Genomic DNA, 19,027 nt, shown 5'->3' with positions numbered 1-19,027 from the left:
CGAATTCAGCGCCCGAAACAACCATCCGTCGCCTGGATCAGCCGTTGTTCTTCATCCGGTATTCGGCGCTGCGCGCATGCGCTTGCAGACCTTCGCCATAGGCAAGCTCGGCGGCGATTTCACCCAGCGTCTGCGCGCCTTCCGCGCTAACCTCGATCAGGCTCGAGCGCTTGAAGAAATCATAGACGCCGAGCGGCGACGAGAAACGTGCGGTGCGCGACGTCGGCAGCACATGGTTCGGTCCCGCGCAGTAGTCGCCGAGGCTCTCGCTCGTGTAGCGGCCAAGGAAGATCGCGCCCGCGTGGCGGATCTGCTGCGCCCACTGCTGCGGCTCCAGCGCGGAGATTTCGAGGTGTTCCGGCGCGATGTCGTTGGCGATCGCGCAGGCTTCCGCCATATCGCGCACCTTGACCAGCGCGCCGCGGCCTTCGAGCGACGCCTGGATCACATCGCGGCGCGGCATCGTCGGCAGCAGTTCGTTGATCGCGTCTTCGACGCGCGCGATGAAGCCATCGTCCGGACACAGCAGGATGGATTGCGCGAGCTCGTCGTGCTCGGCCTGCGAGAACAGATCCATCGCGACCCAGCGCGGGTCGGTCGTGCCGTCGCACAGCACCAGAATTTCCGACGGGCCCGCGATCATGTCGATACCGACCACGCCGAACACGCGGCGTTTCGCCGACGCGACATACGCGTTGCCGGGACCGCAGATCTTGTCGACGGCAGGAATGGTTTGCGTGCCGTACGCGAGCGCGCCGACTGCCTGCGCGCCGCCGATCGTGAACACGCGATCGACGCCGCCCAGCAGCGCCGCCGCCAGCACGAGCGGATTCTTCACGCCGTCCGGCGTCGGCACGACCATGACGATCTCGCGCACGCCGGCCACGCGCGCCGGAATCGCGTTCATCAGCACCGACGACGGATACGCCGCCTTGCCGCCCGGCACGTAGATGCCCGCGCGATCGAGCGGCGTCACCTTCTGGCCGAGCACGGTGCCGTCGGCTTCCGTGTACTGCCAGCTATGGCTGCCGCATTCGATCTTCTGCTTCTCGTGATACGCGCGCACGCGCGCCGCCGCCGCTTCGAGCGCCGCGCGGCGCTTCGGTTCGAGCCCTTCGAGCGCAGCTTCCAGCTCCGACATCGGCAATTCGAGCGCGCCGACGTCCTGCGCGTTCAGACGGTCGAAACGGTTCGTATAGTCGAGCACGGCGGCATCGCCGCGCGCCTTCACGTCGGCCAGAATCTGCGCGACCGAGCGCTCGATCGCTTCGTCTTCGCTCGCTTCGAACGCGAGCACCGCATGCAGCGACTTCTGGAAAGCTTCAGTGCTGGAATCGAGTTTGCGAATCTTGATAGACATGCTGGTATCCGTTTCGGTAAGGCGCGCGCGTCGGCGGCGACGTGCTTCGGTTCGTCAGGCCGTCGCGCCAGTGCGTTGCGACGCGCGCTGGAACGCGTCGAGAATGGGTGCCAGCGCGGCGCGCTTCAGCTTCAGCGCCGCCTGGTTCACGACGAGGCGCGACGAGATATGCATGATCTCTTCGACCTCCACAAGGTTGTTCGCGCGCAGCGTGCCGCCCGAACTGACCAGGTCGACGATCGCGTCAGCGAGGCCGACCAGCGGCGCGAGTTCCATCGATCCATACAGCTTGATCAGATCGACGTGCACGCCCTTCGATGCGAAGTGCTCGCGCGCGGTTTCGACGTACTTCGTCGCGACGCGCAGGCGCGCGCCCTGGCGCACCGCGTTCGCATAGTCGAAACCGGCCGCCACGGCCACCGACATCCGGCAGCGCGCGATATCCAGATCGATCGGCTGATACAGGCCGCTGCCGCCGTGCTCGATCAGCACGTCCTTGCCCGCGACGCCGAAATCGGCGGCGCCGTATTCGACGTACGTCGGCACGTCGGTGGCGCGCACGATGATCACGCGCACGTTCGGGTCGTTGGTCGGCAGGATCAGCTTGCGCGACGTTTCCGGGTCTTCCGTCACTTCGATGCCCGCTGCCGCGAGCAGCGGCACCGTTTCCTCGAAGATGCGGCCCTTGGACAATGCGAGCGTCAGCGGCTTGCCCGCTGCGGGCGACGACGACGTTTGCGGCAATGCGCTCATGCCTGATTACCCTTGATGCGGCGCACCTTCGCGCCGACTGCGGTGAGTTTCGATTCCATCCGGTCGTAGCCGCGATCGAGGTGATAGATACGGTCGATCAGCGTTTCGCCGTCCGCGCACAGGCCCGCGATCACGAGGCTCGCCGACGCGCGCAGGTCGGTCGCCATCACCTTCGCGCCCGACAGCTTCTCGACGCCGTTGACGAGCGCCGTCTTGCCGTCGATCGTGATGTTCGCGCCGAGACGGTTCAGTTCCTGCACGTGCATGAAGCGATTTTCGAAGATCGTCTCGACCACTTGCGACGTGCCTTCCGCGAGCGTGTTGAGCGCCATGAACTGCGCCTGCATGTCGGTCGGAAACGCCGGGTATTCCGACGTGCGGAACGACACGGCCTTCGGACGCTGGTTCATGCGCACGCGCATCCAGTCGTCGCCCTCTTCGATCGTCACGCCTGCGTCGCGCAGCTTGTCCGTGACGGCTTCGAGAATCTGCGGGCGCACATGACGCAGCGTCACGTCGCCGCCGGCCGCCGCGACCGCGCACAGGAAGGTGCCCGCTTCGATGCGGTCCGGCACGACCGTGTGCTTCGCGCCGTGCAGCTTGTCGACGCCTTGAATGACCAGACGATCGGTGCCGATGCCGTCGATCTTCGCGCCCATCGCGACGAGCAGATTCGCCAGATCGCCGACTTCCGGCTCGCGCGCGGCATTTTCGATGATCGTTTCGCCATCCGCCAGCACGGCCGCCATCAGCAGGTTTTCGGTGCCCGTGACGGTGATCATGTCGGTGATGATGCGCGCGCCCTTCAGACGCTTCGCGCGTGCTTCGATGAAACCGTGCTCGATGTTGATCTCGGCGCCCATCGCCTGCAGGCCCTTGATGTGCTGATCCACGGGCCGTGCGCCGATCGCGCAGCCGCCCGGCAGCGACACCTTCGCCTCGCCGAAACGCGCGACGAGCGGGCCCAGCACGAGGATCGACGCGCGCATCGTCTTGACGAGTTCGTACGGCGCGACGAGATTGTCGACCTTCGACGCGTCGAGCGACACCTTGCCGCCGGCGCTTTCCGTGCGCACACCCATCTGGCCGAGCAGCTTGAGCGTGGTGCGCACGTCCTGCAGATCGGGCACGTTGTCGAGATGCACGGGCTCCGCGCTCAACAAGCCTGCGCAAAGAATCGGCAGCGCCGCGTTCTTCGCACCCGAAACAACGATCTCACCAGCGAGCTTCTGCCCGCCTTCAATCACGAGTTTGTCCATGCCTGTTTGTTCCTGGTCTGCCCGTCCGCCAACGGGCGTCTTGTGGGCGGTTGCTGCGGCGCCGTGCGCGGCGTCGCGACTATCTTGTGTGTCTTGTGTGATACGCACTGATGTTCCAGCAAATTTGCAGCTACGTCTGAAGCTTATTGTGCAGCTTGTTTTTCCGCTCTTCCTGCAGCCAGTTTATGAGCGCCGTCCCCCGACAGACAGCATGTCCTATGCGTGACCTTTTATGCGCAAGTCAGGCGCTTTGCCATTCGGCCGGCGTCAGCGTCTTCATGCTGAGCGCGTGAATCTCTTCGCGCATGCGGTCGCCGAGCGCCGCGTACACGAGTTGATGCCGTTGAATCAGGCGCTTGCCTTCGAAATTCGTCGACACGATGGTCGCGAAGAAATGCTGGCCGTCGCCTTCCACTTCGAGATGCTCGCAAGGAAGGCCCGCCGCGATGTAATTCTTGACCTGTTCGGGTGTGGGTAGCATTTCAGTGCTCCTAGTGACGCAGCTTGTAGCCGGACGCGAGCATGCGCATCGCCAGCACGGCCAAGACGACGAAGAAACCGCCGACGATCAGCAGGCTCCACAGCGGATCGATGTCCGACATGCCGAAGAAGCCGTAACGAAAGCCGTCGATCATGTAGAAAAACGGATTGAGCCGTGACACCTCGCGCCAGCCGGACGGCAGCGTATGCGTCGAGTAGAACACGCCCGAGAGGAACGTGAGCGGCATGATCAGAAAATTCTGGAACGCGGCGAGCTGATCGAACTTTTCGGCCCAGATGCCGGCGATCACGCCGAGCGTGCCGAGAATCGCCGAGCCGAGCACCGCGAACGCAATGATGTAGAGCGGCGCCGTGAAGCTCATCGGAATGAACCAGACCGTCACGACGAACACGCCCAACCCGACGCACAGTCCGCGCACGACGGCCGCGAGCACATAGGCTGCGTACATCTCGTAGTGCGACAGTGGCGGCAGCAGCACGAACACGAGATTGCCCGTGATCTTCGACTGAATCAGCGACGACGAACTGTTCGCGAATGCATTCTGCAGCACGCTCATCATCACGAGGCCGGGCACGAGGAAGCTCGTGTACTGCACGCCAGGATAGACCTGCACGTGATCGCGCAGTGCGTGGCCGAAGATAGTCAGATACAGCAGCGCGGTGATCACGGGCGCGAGCACCGTCTGGAACGCGACTTTCCAGAAGCGCAACAGCTCTTTGTAGAACAGGGTACGAAAACCGCTCATGCCAACCCCTCGACCACTTCCGGCCCGCTCATCACCTGCAGGAAAACATCTTCGAGGTCGGCCTTGCGCACCTCGATTTCGTCGAACGTGCAGCCCGCCGCGCGGCACTGCGCAAGAATGCGCTCGACGTCGTCATAGCTCGCGAGGCGCAGCAGATGCTGGCGTCCGTTGACGTTGCCGGGATCGACTTCGAGCGGACGCAATTCGGCGGGCAGTACGCCCTGCGCGAACCGGACGAACAACTGCGTGCCCGCGAAGCGTTCGAGCAGCGTGCTCGTGCGCTCCAATGCAACGACTTCACCTCGCCGCAGCATCGCGATGCGATCGCACAGCGATTCGGCCTCTTCGAGGTAATGCGTGGTCAGCACGATCGTGTGGCCTTCGCGGTTCAGGCGCGAGATGAATTTCCACAGCGTCTGCCGGAGTTCGACGTCGACGCCCGCCGTCGGCTCGTCGAGCACGATCACGGGCGGCCGATGCACGAGCGCCTGCGCGACGAGCACGCGGCGTTTCATCCCGCCCGACAGCGCGCGCATGTTCGCGTCGGCTTTTTCGGTGAGATCGAGATTGGCCATCACTTCGTCGATCCAGTCGTCGTTCTTGCGCAAACCGAAGTAACCCGACTGGATGCGCAGCGTTTCGCGCACGGTGAAGAACGGATCGAACACGAGTTCCTGCGGCACGACGCCGAGCGCGCGGCGCGCAAGACGGAAATCGTCGACGACATGGTGGCCGTGAACCGTGATGCTGCCTTCATCGGCGCGCGCGAGACCGGCGAGGATGCTGATGAGCGTCGTCTTGCCCGCGCCGTTCGGGCCGAGCAGCCCGAAAAACTCGCCTTGTTCGACGGTGAAGCTGACGCCTTTGAGCGCTTGCAGATCCTTGTAGCGCTTTTTGACGTTACGAATTTCAATCGCTGACATGACTGTGCGCCGTCGAGGTGGACAGCGCCTGATAGGTCGCCCGGCAAGGGCGCGAAAGCATGGGGAAAACGAAATTGGGGCCGGGTGCAAACGACTGCTTGCGCTGCTGCTGCAACCGCTACGACCGTTTCCTGGATACGAAACGAAACGGCGAGGCGCCAAAAAACGTTTGATTATAGGGCAAAAGTCGAAACGGCCGACTTGCCTTGGGAGAACGTGAGCCCGCGCGAACAGCGAAATGCGGTGCGAGGCTCACTGACGCGCGAGCGTCAATGTCGTGCGGTGAGGAGTGTATCGACGCCGTACGCTTGAGCGAGGCTGGACAGCCCCGCAGGCAGGTTGACGATGGCGAGCGGCGTGCCGCGTGCGCTCGCCGCGCGTTGCCATGCGAGCAGCACGGCCAGCGCGGACGAATCGAATTGCGTGAGCGGCGCGCAGTCGACTGCAGTCGCGCCGCCGCCGATGCGCGCGAGCCCTGCAGCGAGCGCGGCTTTCGCGCTCGCGTGGGTCAGCGTGGCGCCCGTTTCGAACGAGTTGGTGGGCGTCGTCACCGGCGCGCTTGCAAAGTTGTTCACGACTGTTTGCCGCCCGCGAGTTGCTGGTTGCGTGCCGTCAGGAACTGGATCAGACCGTCGACGCCGCTCTTCTGGATCTGCTCGTTGAACTGCTGCTGGTACGCCTGGATCAGCCATGCGCCGAGCACGTTCAGGTCATACACGCGCCAGCCTTGCGGCGTCTTGTACAGACGGTAGTCGAGTTCGACGGGCGAGCCGTTGTTCATCACCACCGAGCGCACCACCACGTCGGTATCTTCCGGGTTTGCGCGGAACGGCTTGTATTCGATCTGCTGGTCCTTCACCTGTGCGAGCGCGCCCGAATACGTGCGGATCAGCAGCGTCTTGAACTGCTCGACCACGGCGTTCTGCTGCTCGGGCGTCGCGGCACGCCAGTTGCGGCCCATCGCGAGTTGCGTCGTACGGCGAAAGTCCGTGTACGGGAGAATCTTTTCGTTCACGAGCTTCGTGACGGCGCCGATGTTGCCCGTCTGGATGGTCTTGTCGGCGCGCACGGCGTCGATCACCTGCTGCGTGACGGTCTTGACCATCACGTCGGGATTGTTTGTATCGACGGTTTGCGCGGACGCCGCGCCACCGAACGCAAAGAGCGCTGCAATAAACGGGATGAAGAAGAAGAATTTTTTCATTTCCAGTCCTGCCAAAAAAATAAGCTTAGCGTTGGAGGCGACAATATCACGCGAGTTCAGCCGCAATCCACGCCCAAACTGCGAGATTCGTATCCGAGTGTTACGGCAGACAGATACGTCCCTCGCATTTGACATGCCTTAGCGCAGCTTCAGCGACGGGTAGCCGAAATGCGCCGGCGGCACGATCTGGCCGCCCGGAACGGTCGGCGGTGCACTCGTGTCGGATGCAGGCTGTGCAGCACCCGCCGCGCCACCCGTTGCATCGTTCGACGTCGTGCCCGACGCCGCTTCGGGCGCCGATGCCGCAGCGGGCGCTGCAGGCGTCGCGGCAGCGCCGCCGTCGACATCTTCGTACTTCGGCAGCGGTGCTTCGCTGCCGTAGTCAGGCAGCCCCGTCGATGCAGTGCCGCCCGTCAGCAGATAGCGGCGGCGTTGCAGGTATGCATTGCGCACGAACGAATACTTGTCGAGGGCCGCGCCTTCGAGCACATCGCTCGCGCTCAGCAGGTTCGCGCGCGTGTTGACGACGTTCAGCCCATACAGCGCCCAGCTCAGGCTGTCCGGCTGCACATACGTGAGCGGGTTGATGAAGTAGTTGCCGACCATGCCCACGCCGTCGCGCACCGTGCTCGGCCCGAACAGCGGCAGCACCAGATACGGCCCCGGCGGCACGCCGTAGTGACCGAGCGTCAGACCGAGGTCGTTGTCGTGCTTCGGCAGCTTCGCGAGCGTCGCGACGTCGAACAGACCGCCGACACCGAAGATCGTGTTGATCACGATACGCATGATGTCCGACACGCCGTCGGCGATCTTCAATTGCAGCAGGTTGTTCGCGGCGATGTAGACATCGCCGATGTTCGAAAAGAAGTTCGTGACACTGTCACGCACAGGCTGCGGCGTGACGAACACGTAACCCTTCGCGACGGGCTTCAGCGCGTATTTGTCGACCGTGTCGTTGAACGTGAAGATCGTACGGTTGAAACCCTCGATCGGATCTTCCTTCGTAGGGTTCTGAACGGTTGCACAACCGGCAAACGTTGCCACAGCAAGCGCGATCCCCGCGACACGTAAGCGTGTCGTCATCATTTGTTGTTCTCTCCTTATTGCCCGGATGCACCCGAAGCAGCCGCAGCAGGCGCTGCGGGAGCCGGTGCTGCAGGCTCGGGAGCCGCAGCGGATGCACCGGATTTGGCAGCCCCGGAATCCGCTGCCTTGTTGTACAAGAACTGCCCGATCAGATTCTCCAGGACGATCGCCGATTGGGTCATCGAGATCGTGTCGCCGGCTTTCAGCATTTCGCTGTCGCCACCCGGCTCAAGACCGATGTACTGCTCACCCAACAGGCCCGACGTCAAAATCTTCGCGGACGTGTCTTTCGGAAATTGATATTGCTTGTCGAGATCGAGCGTCACGAGCGCCTGATACGAATTGCTGTCGAAGCCGATCGACGCCACGCGCCCCACCGTCACGCCCGCGCTCTTCACAGGCGCGCGCGCCTTGAGGCCGCCGATATTGTCGAATTTCAGCTTGACCGGGTACGTCGCCTGAAACGACAGCGAGCTCATGTTGCCCGCCTTCAGCGCGAGGAACAGCAACGCGATGAACCCGAGCACCACGAACAGACCTACCCAGAAATCGAGAGCAGTTTTTTTCATCTTCATCCCAAAGAGAATCTATGCCGCTGCGGCGTGTTGCCTGCGCGGCGCGGCGCGCGTGTATTGGCGCGACGCCGCCTAGCTGAACATCAGCGCGGTCAGCAGGAAATCCAGACCGAGCACGGCGAGCGATGCGTAGACGACTGTTTTGGTCGTCGCGCGCGACACGCCTTCCGGCGTGGGCTTCGCTTCGTAGCCCTGGTAGAGCGCGATGAACGTCACCGCGAAGCCGAACACGATGCTCTTGATCACGCCGTTGCCGACGTCGCGATAGGCATCGACGCCGCCCTGCATCTGCGACCAGAACGCGCCGGCATCGACGCCGATCATCAGCACGCCCACGATATAGCCGCCGATCACGCCCACGGCGCTGAAGATGGCCGCAAGAACCGGCATCGCGATAATGCCCGCCCACATGCGCGGCGCGACGACCACCTTCAATGGGTCAACGGCCATCATTTCCATTGCCGTGAGTTGCTCGCCCGCCTTCATCAGGCCGATCTCGGCCGTGAGCGACGTGCCCGCGCGTCCGGCGAACAGCAGTGCCGTCACGACGGGCCCGAGTTCGCGTACGAGCGACAGCGCGACCAGCAAGCCGAGCGCCTGTTCGGAGCCGTAGCGGTTGAGGGTGTAATAGCCTTGCAGCCCGAGCACGAAGCCGACGAACAGCCCCGACACCGCGATGATCACCAGCGAATAGTTACCGACGAAGTGGATCTGCTTCGTGACAAGACGCGGACGGCGCAGCAGCGGGAAAAATTCGAGCACGAGGCGCAAGAACATGCGCGCCGCGTACCCCGTCTGCCCGAGCCCGCAGATGACGGAACGACCGATGGTGCTGATCATGCGCGGCCTCCGCCGATGCCGAAGTCCGCCGCCAGCGGCGTGTTGCTCGGATAGTGAAATTTGAAGGGGCCGTCGGGCGTGCCGTCGATGAACTGACGCACGGTCGGATCCGTCGATGCACGCAACTCCGCCGGCGTGCCCTCGGCGAGGACGCCGCCGTTCGCGAGGAAGTAGACGTAGTCGGCGATGGCGAACGATTCGGGCACGTCGTGCGTGACCAGAATGGACGTTGCGCCCAGTGCGGTGTTGAGTGCGCGGATCAGGTTCGCCGTGATACCGAGCGAAATGGGGTCGAGACCGGCGAACGGCTCGTCGTACATCATCAGTTCGGGATCGAGCGCGATGGCGCGGGCCAGCGCCACGCGGCGCGCCATACCGCCCGAAATCTCCGAGGGCGCGAGGTCGCGCGCACCGCGCAGACCGACCGCGTTGAGCTTCATCAACACGAGGTCGCGGACCAGATCATCGGGGAGGTCGGTGTGCTCACGCAGAGCGAAGGCGACGTTGTCGAACACCGACATGTCGGTGAACAGCGCGCCGAACTGGAACAGCATGCCCATCTTGCGGCGCAACGCGTACAGGCCGTCGCGCGTCTGCGCGCCGATGTCCTGGCCGTGGAACAGCACCTGGCCACGCTGCGCGCGCACCAGGCCGCCGATCAGGCGCAGCACCGTGGTCTTACCGCACCCCGAGCCGCCCATGACCGCGACCACCTGGCCGCGTTTGAAGCGCAGGTTCAGGTTCGACAGGACGAGCCGCTCGCCGTAGCCGAAATCGACGTCGCGTAGCTCAAGGAGGGTCTCGGAAGAGGATGGCACGAAACTGTCAGTCCTTTACACGGAAGGGCGAATTATAGGGCCTTCGTGCAAACCCTGCCTTGACGACGCTAACGATTTAACTTTTCTAAACTTTTTCTTGCAAAAATATGTTTTGTAGCCCTGCGGTGGCGGAAGCGGGCTCGGCGGCCTCGGTGATTGCGCGAACCACGGCTGCGCTTTTCACACCCGTCTTCAGCACTTGCGGCAGTACATCGCCGCTGATCCCGCCGATCGCGACGAGCGGCACGACGCCTTCCAGCAGCTTCACGTAGCGCGCGAGCCGCACCAGACCTTGCGGCGCTGTGGGCATCACCTTCGTCGTGGTCGGGAACACTGCGCCCAGCGCAACGTAGCTCGGACGGAAGTGCAACGCCGTCAGCATTTCGTAGTAGCCGTGCGTCGACAGCCCCAGACGGACGCCGGCTGCCGACAACGCATGCAGATCGGCCGTATGCACGTCTTCCTGGCCTAGGTGCACGCCATAGGCGCCAGCGTCGATCGCGGCCTGCCAGTGATCGTTGATGAAGACGTGCGCGTCGTGCTCGCGGCCCGCCGCGACCGAGCGCGCGATCTCGCGTTGCAGTTCGGCGTCGGCCGCCTTGTGGCGCAGCTGCACCGTCTTCACGCCGAAGCCCGCCACGCGTTCGACCCACTCCGCCGTCGGCAGCACGGCATAGAGGCCGAGCGCGTCCGGGCAGGCCGCGAACGGTTGCGCCGGTGCGTCCGGCAAACCGGCAACACGCGGGAAGCGCGACAGATCGCACGGCCACGCATCGTCCGACTCCGTCTCGTCGCCGTCGCGCCACGCAAGCGCGAGCGTCAGCGCATCGTGCGGATCGAAGCCGCAATCGAGGAACGCCGCCAGCGCGGAGATCCAGTCCTCGGCGAGATGGCCTTCCAGCTGGTAGCGCACGCCGCCCAGATGCAGCACCGCTTTGCCCTCCGCCGCTTCGATCACGCCTGCACCGTGCGTGACCCAGCGGGCGATCTGCTCGAGATGTTGCGCGTCGTTCCGTTTCAGATCGGTGAAGACGATCAGGTCGCCGCCATTCGCGTCGTCGGGCGCCGTCAGACAGATGCGCCACTCGACGTGCGTCGGCGGCCAGTCGCCGAGGCGCGCGCGAATGCGCTCGACGGCTTCCGTGAGTTCATCGGCGGGCGGCCAGAACAGGTCGCGGCCCGACAGTTTCAGTGTTTCCGTCATGCTGCAGCGCTCCCATCCTGATGCCAGAACGGCATGCCGACGACGGGCGTGCTCGCATGGGCAGTTTCACGTTCGGCCATCGGGCCGGCCAGATATGCCTCGCGGCCCGCTTCGACGCCCATTGCGAAGGCGCGCGCCATCGTTTCGGGATGCGTGGCCTGCGAGACGGCCGTGTTCAGCAGCACGCCGTCGAAGCCCCATTCCATCACCTGGCAGGCATGCGACGGCACGCCGAGCCCGGCATCGACGATCAGCGGCACATCGGGGAGACGTTCGCGCAGCACGCGCAGTCCATACGGATTGACGACGCCCTTGCCGGTGCCGATGGGCGCGCCCCACGGCATCAGCGCCTCGCAGCCCGCGTCGAGCAGACGGCGTCCGATCACGAGGTCCTCCGTGCAATACGGCAGCACCTTGAAGCCGTCCTTCACCAGTTGCGCCGCCGCTTCGATCAGTCCGACAGGGTCGGGTTGCAGCGTGTAGTCGTCGCCGATCAGTTCGAGCTTGATCCAGTCGGTTTCGAATACTTCGCGCGCCATGTGCGCCGTCGTGACCGCCTCGCCGACCGTCTGGCAACCGGCCGTGTTCGGCAGGAGGGGCACGCCGTGGCGCTTGAGCAGATCGAAGAAGCCAGCTTCCGCGCCGCCTTCGCTCATCTGCCGGCGCAGCGCGACCGTCACCATGCCCGGCTTCGATGCCGCGATCGAATCCGACAGCGATTGCAGCGACGGATAGCGCGACGTGCCGAGCAGCACGCGGCTCTGGAAGGTTTGGCCGTAAAGCGTGAGCGCGTCGGCGGGAGCGTTCGCGTGTGAGTTCATGTGTGATTCCTTGTCAGTGACAGTGCGTCGCGAGCTTTGGCCTCAGCCGCCCGCGACGGGATGCACGACGTCGAGCCGGTCACCCGCCTGCAACGCGCGCGCCGCATGCTGCGTGCGCGCGACGAAATTGCCGTTCAGCGCGACGGCGAACGGCGGCCGCGCGCCGAACGCGCTGAGCGCGTCGGCGACGGTCGCGCCTTCGGGCAGCGACAGCGGCTTCTGGTTGATCTGAATATCCATGTCTGTGTGTTCAAACGTTGAGAGTGACGGCAGGCCGGGTCTCTTCCCGATCGTGCGTGCCGTCGAGCCGGAACAGCTCGCTCCAGCGCGCGTTGCGCTGCCAGTCGAGGAAACCGTCCGCATCGGCGACGCGGCCATCGAGCAGCGCGGACGCGAAACGCACCGCTTCGCCCGCGACTTCGGGCGCGATCATGTAGCCGTGCCGGTACAGGCCATTCACGCGCAGCGTGCCCGCGCCGTCCCACAGCAGCACGGGACGATGGTCGGGCAGCGTCGGCCGGCACTGCGAGTTCAGTTCGAGAATGCGCGCCTCGCCGAACCCCGGATGCACCGAGAACGCCGCGCTCAGCAATTCGAGCGCCGACCGCACGCTGACGGGCGACATGTCCTCGCCTTCCACTTCCGTCGCACCGATCACATACAGATCGTTCTGCTTCGGCGCGATATACAGCGGATAGCGCGGATGCAGCAGGCGCACCGGCCGCGTCAGTCCGATGCCAGGCGCGTGCACGCGTGCGACTTCGCCGCGAATGCCGCGCAGCGTCGGCATCGCCGGTTTCGCGCCGAGTCCGCGGCAGTCGATCGTGATCTTGGCGGGCGGCATCGCGTGGTCGTCGACAGCTGTGTTCCAGTGCGTCTCCACGCCGCGCCCGGCGAGCCCCGCAGCCAGTGCCGACAGCACCTGACGGTTGTCGAGCTGACCTTCGTGCGGCAGCAGCCAGCCTTGCGTGAAGCGGCCCGCGAGCGCCGGCTCGGACGCGCCGACCTGTGCACCGGCAAGCGCCACCAGTCCACCGTCGAGCAGTTCGGCGGGCGCATTCGCGCGCAAGCGTCGCTCGAACAGCGGCGCTTCGGCCCGATCGCTGTGATGCCAGACGATCAGCGAACCGTTGCGCTGGAAGAACACGGGCTCGGGCAACTGCGCGAGCAGCGCCGGCCAGGTTTCCAGCGACGCCGCGCCCAGCCGCGTGATCAGCAGCTCGGCACTGGCGGCCTCGGCGAGCGGCGCGAGCATCGCAGCAGCAACCCATGCAGCCGCATTCGAGCCGGCGGCGTCGCCGCGTTCGTACAGCGCGACGCGATACCCGTCGCCCGCGAGCTGCCACGCGACGAGACGCCCGCACAGCCCGCCGCCGATCACGGCGAAATCCGGTTGAGCAGATGTCCTCATCGCGCGGCTCCGAAGCAAACTCCGGACGCCGCAAACCGCGCGCCCATGGCGAACCGGCCGGCAAAGCCAGCAGCGACGAGACAAATAACTGAAGAATGAACGGTCATCGAATCCTTTCCGTACGGCAGAAGTGCGCTCGTACCCAAGGACGAAACCGGCGGGCAAGGCCGGCCGGGAATGGGCGCTCGCGATGCAACGGGAGCGCCGCCCCGGCGGAAGGAGAACTTCCAGGAAAAACTTCCCGAAAACTTCCCGCGCCGGTATTACCCGGATCGGGTGCGAAGGGTCTCTCTCAGCCTCGCCGCGACGACTGCCCGCGCACGAAGCACCCCTGTTTCGTCCAGTCCATTAGACCATAAAAGGCGCGCGCGCCGCAAACCCGGACAGACCGCAATCGGTGCCGGCTGATTTTGGCGAGGTTCCCTGTTGCTCTGGCACAATGGCACGCGTCAATGCGGACGGAATGCCGCGCCGCTGCAAGGCCGCTGTCGGGTCGGGCGGCGGGTTGCAGGTGCGGCAATACGTCCGTTTAAGTTCAGATTAAGTCGCTGCCGAAACAATCGCAGCCCGGGCCACGAACTCGCAGGCATGCAGCAGCGCAATGCGGCTACGCAATACATCGCGCCGCCGCCCGGGCCGACCGTATGAAAGGACGCTTATGATCGACAACTCGAAAAATCCGTCGGACATCACCGCGTGGGGCCTCATCAAGCCCTACTGGGTGTCCGAGGATCGATGGAAGGCACGGGGGCTGCTCGCGCTCGTCATTGCGATGAACATGACGATGGTCGCGGCCAACGTCTGGTTCAACAGCTGGCAGCGCACGTTCTTCGACGCGATCCAGCAGTACAACTATCCCGTCTTCAAATACTCGCTGCTGCAGTTCACGGTCATCGCGCTTGCGCTGATCCTGCTCGGCTCGTACCGGACCTACTTCCGCCAGATGCTCGAGTTCCGCTGGCGGCAGTGGCTCACGAACCGCTATCTGCACGACTGGCTCGGCGACCGCGCGTATTACCGGATCGAGCGCGACAGTCTCGCCGACAACCCCGACCAGCGGGTTTCCGCCGACCTGCAAGGGTTGGCCAGCGCCACGCTGAATCTGTCGCTCGGACTGCTGTCGACCACGGTCACGCTGTTCTCGTTCATCGTGATCCTGTGGAACCTGTCGGGCGCGCTCGCGTTCCACATGTTCGGCACGGAATTCTCGATTCCGGGCTACATGGTGTGGGCTGCCCTGATCTACGCGGCGCTCGGCTCGTGGGTCACGCACAAGGTCAACCATCCGCTGGTGTCGATCAACTACCAGCAGCAGCGCGTCGAAGCCGACTTCCGTTTCTCGCTGATCCGCATCCGCGAGAACGCCGACCAGATCGCGCTATATCAGGGCGAGCGGTCTGAAGAGCAGGCGCTCAACGGCGTGTTCGGACACATCCGCGACAACTGGCGTCTGATCATGCGTTTCACGCGGCGCTTCAACATCGTCGTGATCAGTTACTCGCAACTGGCCATCGTCTTTCCGTACATCGCCGCCGCGCCGAAGTATTTTTCGAAGTCGATTTCGCTCGGCGTGTACCAGCAGGTGACGGGCGCATTCGGCACGGTCAGCGACTCGTTTTCCTGGTTCATCAACAATTACGATTCGCTCGCCGAGTGGCGCGCCACCGTCAACCGTCTGCGGGAATTCAATCGCGTGATGCGCTCGCAGCATCTGCATGAGTCGGTCGTCGAAGGCACGGCGCACGGCGGCATCAACGTGCATCTGACGGACATCGATTCGATCGACGTGACGGACCTGCGTCTGCAGCGCCCCGATGGTGAAGCGCTGGCGAACGTCGGCTCGTTCCACATCGCGCCGAAGTCGCGCTGGCTCGTGCGCGGCCCGTCGGGTGCGGGCAAGAGCACGCTGATGCGCACGCTCGCGGGGCTGTGGCCGTTCGGCGAAGGCACGATCGAAATGCCTGCCGGCGCGAAGCTGCTGTTCATCCCGCAGCGGAGCTATCTGCCCATCGGCACGCTGAAGGCGGCGCTCTGCTATCCATCGGATGCGTCCGCGTTCTCCGACGAGATGTGCCGCGAAGTGCTCGGCGTCTGCCGTCTGTCCGAGTTCGCGGACCGGCTCGGCGAATCGGCGCACTGGGAACGTTCGCTGTCGCCGGGCGAGCAGCAGCGTCTCGCAGCCGCGCGCGCGCTGCTGCAGCAGCCCGACTTCCTGTTCCTCGACGAAGCGACGAGCGCGCTCGATCCCGACAACGAAAGCAACATCTACAACGCGCTGCTCGAGCGCCTGCCGAACGCGGCGATCGTCAGCGTCGCGCATCGCAAGACGCTCGAAGCATTCCACGATCAGACGCTGTTCATCGAACGCGCGATCGAACGCGAAGCGGCCTGAGCGAAGCCCCGCTCGAGCGGTTCGAATGCGTGGTGCCCGTGACGGGCGCGGACTCTTGCAGAGAGGCCGTGCTCGCGCGGCGCAGTCCGGCCCCACGCGTCGCGCGAATGCTGCATGCGAGCGGCGCGACTGCGGCATCACGCGGGCGGCTCGAACACATTGCGACGCGCTGATACACAGGCAAGCGAGGAGCGCGGACGAAAGCACAAGTCTTACGCGCCGACGACGGGCGCAACATCCGGAAAGATTCTCGAACAGTTCGAAAGCACTTTCGAAGCGCATGCGCTGTTCCGTGCTTTGCGCGCGGGCAATTCCAGCGACGATTGCATCGTGGGCCAAACGCACCCCTGGCGAAGCCCGCGACGCATATTCACCGTCACTGGAAATACCTGCCATGTCACTCGACCGCCGCCTCCCTTCGCTTTCCCGTTTTCCTTTTAACCTCGCACAGTCCGGCCGCAACGCCGCGCTGACGACCACGGCCGCGCTGCTGTTCGCGACGGCTGCGAACGCCGCGCAGACCACGCCCGTCAAACAGGCCGAACCTGCCGACGTCTGTCCGGCGCTGTCGCACATCGTGTCGTCCGCTGACTTCAAGAAGCTGCGCGACGAACCGGCTGCGAAGCTGCCCGGCGTCGATCAGATCGACGACTGCCGCGCCAATGCGCATTCGTACGACTGCCGCTGGCGCGCGCACTGGGAAGCCGACGGCTTCGTCAACGATCCGCTCGAAGAAATCGGCGCGGACATTGCCGCGTGCTTTCCGAACGTCGTGCACGACCTCAACACGCCGACCCGCCAGCACTTCATCGTGAAGACGGCTGACCGCCGCGTGAGCGTCACGGCGAGCGTGGAAGGCCAGAACGAACTGCGTCTGCGCATCGCGCGCTAAGCGTTCGTCCTTCTACTGACGTCATTTCGACAACGTGTTCGCGAGCGCATCGTGATCGTCCCTTCTCTCGCGTGTGTCTTGAGGCTCGTGCTCGCGGCGCTGTGTCTGCTGTCGCTGGGCGGTTGCGCCTGGACGCTGATCACGGCCGCCGACGCGACGGGCTCCGTGATTCAGGCGGGCTATGCGATCGCGTCGAACTATTCGTCGCCGACGTTCATCAACGGACGGCCTGCGAAGATCCGCACCGTTTGTATCGAGGTGAACCAGCTGGTGTCCGTCGGCGACTTCGTACCCGCGCTGCAGCTCGCGCTCGACAAGCGCGGGATTCGCTCCGACGTGTATAACCCCGGCACGTCGCCGGCCGGGTGCGAGGCGCGACTCGTGTATAACGCGTCGGTCGACTATGGCCGACGCTCGTTTAGCGATGAGGCGACGCAGTATCTATCGATGATCGATCTCACGCTGATCCAGCATGGGAGGATTCTCGTTACCGCGCGGTATCAGACGGGTGGGCTCGGGGTCGATCGGTTTTCTAGCGCTTCTGTGAAGCTCGATGGGTTGATCGACAAAATGGTAGTTAATCAGCTCGATCTCTCGCCTGAGACTATTCAAACGTCTGCTCTTGGGAATTGATCTTTTCCTTCGCTAACGCGGGTTTTGTTTTTTGACCTTTTGTTGCTGGCATCCGCGTTTTGTCTTTGGTTTGCTGGCGTTGCCCCTGTGCGGGGCGGCACCTACTTTTCTTTGCAGCGGCAAAGAAAAGTAGGCAAAAGAAAGCCGCTCACACCGCTAGCTTTTGTACTTGCCTGCGGGCCCCCAACGGGTCCCGCACTCCAGACGGCAACGCGCTTCTTTCTGCCCGTTGCCAGCGCCTTGAACAGGCGCATCACCCACTTCAGTCACCCGCAGGCAGCCAGCGGCAGCGACTCGTCCGCGCCGCCCAGGTGGCAAACTGTGTGTAGGTTGTCGCACGATATGCGTTGGCGATCCTACGACACCGATCCGCTTTTCAGTCCGGAGTGGTGCACTTCCATCGCGACGGCCTACACACAGTTTGCCACCTGGGCGGCCGCGAACGTCTGGTAACGCGATCAATGACGCGGGAGTGTGAAGCGGGTGATGCGTGAGTTAGCACGCTGGCAACGGGCGCAAACAAGCGTGCTGCCGCGTGGAGCGTAAGAACTGATGGGGGCCCGCAGGCAACAACTAGCACTGGCGGTGTGAGCCCGCTTTCTTTGCTTACTTTCTTTGCGGCGGCAAAGAAAGTAAGTGCCGCCCCGCACAGGGGCAACGCATGAACAACCACTACGAAAGCGCGGACGCCAGCGAAAGCGCGGAGCAAAAACCAAACGGTGTAGCCCGCGCCGAGAAGGCAAAAACTGGCGACTGCGTCGCAGACAAAAAAACGAGACCTCTTACTTCCGAAAGATTTGGAAAGCACCCCAACCTTCCGCGCGAAGCGCCAAATCACTACTATCGCCAGGATGAACTCATCCATTATGGTCGTCGACGACGACCCCGTCGTCCGCGACATCGTGCGCGACTACCTGCAAGGCCGCGGCTTCACGGTATCCGTGCTCGAAAACGGCATGGCGTTGCAGCAGGCACTCCAGCACGAGCGGCCCGCACTCGTCGTGCTCGACATCATGATGCCGGAGCTCGACGGCATCAGCGCACTCCGCGCACTGCGCCTCGCGGGCGACAACATCCCCGTGATCCTGCTGACCGCGCGCGCGGATGTGATCGATCGCGTGATCGGTCTCGAACTCGGCGCGGATGACTATCTCGGCAAGCCGTTCGATCCGAGCGAACTCGTCGCGCGCATTCGCAGCGTGCTGCGCCGGCGTGAAAGCGCAGCACCCAGCGCGCCGGAAAATCGCGCGCCGTATCGCTTCGGCCGCTTCGAAGTGAACTTCCCCGCGCGCGAACTGCGCCGCGACGGCGAACGCATCGCGCTGCGCTCCAGCGAATTCGCCATGCTCAAGGTGTTCGTCTCGCACGCGATGACGGTGCTCACCCGCGCGCAACTGCTCGAAAAACTGCACGGCGGCACCGATACGCATCGCAATCGCAGCCTCGATGTGTCCATCTGGCGCCTGCGCCGGCTGATCGAAGTCGATCCCTCCGAGCCGCGCTACGTGCAGACCGTATGGGGCAAAGGCTATGTGTTCGTGCCGGACGGCGAGATCGGCGCAGCGGAACGCTACGACGCACCCGTCGCGAATCTCTGACGCGACGCAGG

General features: G+C 64.1%; 20 protein-coding genes and 1 riboswitch. Of the genes, 4 read left to right on the top strand and 16 right to left on the bottom strand.

The features are described 5' to 3' along the window. Nucleotides 1-37: 37 nt before the first annotated feature. From hisD to G3N95_RS19355, 16 genes are all read right to left on the bottom strand, one after another. Entirely contained in the window at nucleotides 38-1,360 is a 1,323-nt protein-coding gene (gene hisD, locus G3N95_RS19430) for a histidinol dehydrogenase (RefSeq protein ID WP_205971692.1), read from the bottom strand. A gap of 54 nt (nucleotides 1,361-1,414) precedes the next feature. Beyond that, a complete protein-coding gene (hisG, locus tag G3N95_RS19425) occupies nucleotides 1,415-2,113 on the bottom strand; it encodes an ATP phosphoribosyltransferase (RefSeq protein WP_205971691.1) in 699 nt (232 codons plus the stop codon). Then, on the bottom strand, nucleotides 2,110-3,372 hold the full coding sequence (murA, locus tag G3N95_RS19420) for a UDP-N-acetylglucosamine 1-carboxyvinyltransferase (RefSeq protein ID WP_205971690.1): 1,263 nt from the start codon (nucleotides 3,370-3,372) through the stop codon (nucleotides 2,110-2,112). The genes hisG and murA overlap by 4 nt, the downstream gene beginning before the upstream one ends. 241 nt (nucleotides 3,373-3,613) lie before the next feature. After that, nucleotides 3,614-3,853 (bottom strand): BolA family protein, encoded by a 240-nt coding sequence (locus G3N95_RS19415; protein WP_109478291.1) that lies wholly within the window; start codon nucleotides 3,851-3,853, stop codon nucleotides 3,614-3,616. A 10-nt stretch (nucleotides 3,854-3,863) separates the two neighbouring features. Then, a complete protein-coding gene (locus tag G3N95_RS19410; RefSeq protein WP_205971689.1) occupies nucleotides 3,864-4,619 on the bottom strand; it encodes an ABC transporter permease in 756 nt (251 codons plus the stop codon). Next, nucleotides 4,616-5,542 (bottom strand): ABC transporter ATP-binding protein, encoded by a 927-nt coding sequence (locus G3N95_RS19405; protein WP_205971688.1) that lies wholly within the window; start codon nucleotides 5,540-5,542, stop codon nucleotides 4,616-4,618. Before G3N95_RS19405 ends, G3N95_RS19410 begins: the two co-directional genes overlap by 4 nt. Nucleotides 5,543-5,811: 269 nt before the next feature. Further along, on the bottom strand, nucleotides 5,812-6,117 hold the full coding sequence (locus G3N95_RS19400) for an STAS domain-containing protein (protein WP_205971687.1): 306 nt from the start codon (nucleotides 6,115-6,117) through the stop codon (nucleotides 5,812-5,814). Beyond that, nucleotides 6,114-6,746, bottom strand: a complete 633-nt coding sequence (locus tag G3N95_RS19395; protein WP_205971686.1) for an ABC transporter substrate-binding protein — start codon at nucleotides 6,744-6,746, stop codon at nucleotides 6,114-6,116. Before G3N95_RS19395 ends, G3N95_RS19400 begins: the two co-directional genes overlap by 4 nt. Nucleotides 6,747-6,884: 138 nt before the next feature. Continuing rightward, nucleotides 6,885-7,832 carry a VacJ family lipoprotein gene (locus G3N95_RS19390; RefSeq protein ID WP_205971685.1) on the bottom strand — a complete coding sequence of 316 codons (948 nt, stop codon included), beginning with the start codon at nucleotides 7,830-7,832 and terminating at the stop codon, nucleotides 6,885-6,887. Nucleotides 7,833-7,846: 14 nt separating this feature from the next. Then, a complete protein-coding gene (mlaD, locus tag G3N95_RS19385; RefSeq protein ID WP_205971684.1) occupies nucleotides 7,847-8,401 on the bottom strand; it encodes an outer membrane lipid asymmetry maintenance protein MlaD in 555 nt (184 codons plus the stop codon). 78 nt (nucleotides 8,402-8,479) lie between these two features. After that, the gene (gene mlaE / locus G3N95_RS19380; RefSeq protein ID WP_012402139.1) at nucleotides 8,480-9,247 is read right to left on the bottom strand and encodes a lipid asymmetry maintenance ABC transporter permease subunit MlaE; all 768 of its coding nucleotides are present in this window, start codon (nucleotides 9,245-9,247) and stop codon (nucleotides 8,480-8,482) included. Continuing rightward, entirely contained in the window at nucleotides 9,244-10,065 is an 822-nt protein-coding gene (locus G3N95_RS19375; protein ID WP_205971683.1) for an ABC transporter ATP-binding protein, read from the bottom strand. Before G3N95_RS19375 ends, mlaE begins: the two co-directional genes overlap by 4 nt. 85 nt (nucleotides 10,066-10,150) lie before the next feature. After that, entirely contained in the window at nucleotides 10,151-11,269 is a 1,119-nt protein-coding gene (gene thiE, locus G3N95_RS19370; RefSeq protein WP_205971682.1) for a thiamine phosphate synthase, read from the bottom strand. After that, a complete protein-coding gene (locus G3N95_RS19365) occupies nucleotides 11,266-12,090 on the bottom strand; it encodes a thiazole synthase (protein WP_205971681.1) in 825 nt (274 codons plus the stop codon). The genes thiE and G3N95_RS19365 overlap by 4 nt, the downstream gene beginning before the upstream one ends. A gap of 42 nt (nucleotides 12,091-12,132) precedes the next feature. Beyond that, nucleotides 12,133-12,330, bottom strand: a complete 198-nt coding sequence (gene thiS, locus G3N95_RS19360) for a sulfur carrier protein ThiS (RefSeq protein ID WP_205971680.1) — start codon at nucleotides 12,328-12,330, stop codon at nucleotides 12,133-12,135. 10 nt (nucleotides 12,331-12,340) lie between these two features. Beyond that, nucleotides 12,341-13,501, bottom strand: coding sequence for an FAD-dependent oxidoreductase (locus G3N95_RS19355; RefSeq protein WP_205971679.1), 1,161 nt, complete (start codon nucleotides 13,499-13,501; stop codon nucleotides 12,341-12,343). Between the two features lie 232 nt (nucleotides 13,502-13,733). Beyond that, nucleotides 13,734-13,844, bottom strand: a riboswitch (TPP riboswitch). Between the two features lie 315 nt (nucleotides 13,845-14,159). Between G3N95_RS19355 and G3N95_RS19350 the strand changes: the two genes are divergently transcribed. From G3N95_RS19350 to G3N95_RS19335, 4 genes are all read left to right on the top strand, one after another. Further along, nucleotides 14,160-15,893, top strand: a complete 1,734-nt coding sequence (locus G3N95_RS19350; protein ID WP_205971678.1) for an ABC transporter ATP-binding protein/permease — start codon at nucleotides 14,160-14,162, stop codon at nucleotides 15,891-15,893. Between the two features lie 394 nt (nucleotides 15,894-16,287). Continuing rightward, nucleotides 16,288-16,785 (top strand): hypothetical protein, encoded by a 498-nt coding sequence (locus tag G3N95_RS19345; RefSeq protein ID WP_205971677.1) that lies wholly within the window; start codon nucleotides 16,288-16,290, stop codon nucleotides 16,783-16,785. Nucleotides 16,786-16,836: 51 nt separating this feature from the next. Further along, on the top strand, nucleotides 16,837-17,418 hold the full coding sequence (locus tag G3N95_RS19340) for a hypothetical protein (RefSeq protein ID WP_205971676.1): 582 nt from the start codon (nucleotides 16,837-16,839) through the stop codon (nucleotides 17,416-17,418). 851 nt (nucleotides 17,419-18,269) lie between these two features. Further along, nucleotides 18,270-19,016, top strand: coding sequence for a response regulator (locus tag G3N95_RS19335; protein WP_009771308.1), 747 nt, complete (start codon nucleotides 18,270-18,272; stop codon nucleotides 19,014-19,016). Nucleotides 19,017-19,027 lie beyond the last annotated feature (11 nt).

Origin of the sequence: Paraburkholderia sp. Tr-20389, from assembly GCF_017104565.1 — a bacterium.
GTDB lineage: Bacteria > Pseudomonadota > Gammaproteobacteria > Burkholderiales > Burkholderiaceae > Paraburkholderia.
The sequence above is the reverse complement of the archived record's forward strand: the minus strand, read 5'-3'. Positions and strand labels throughout refer to the sequence as shown.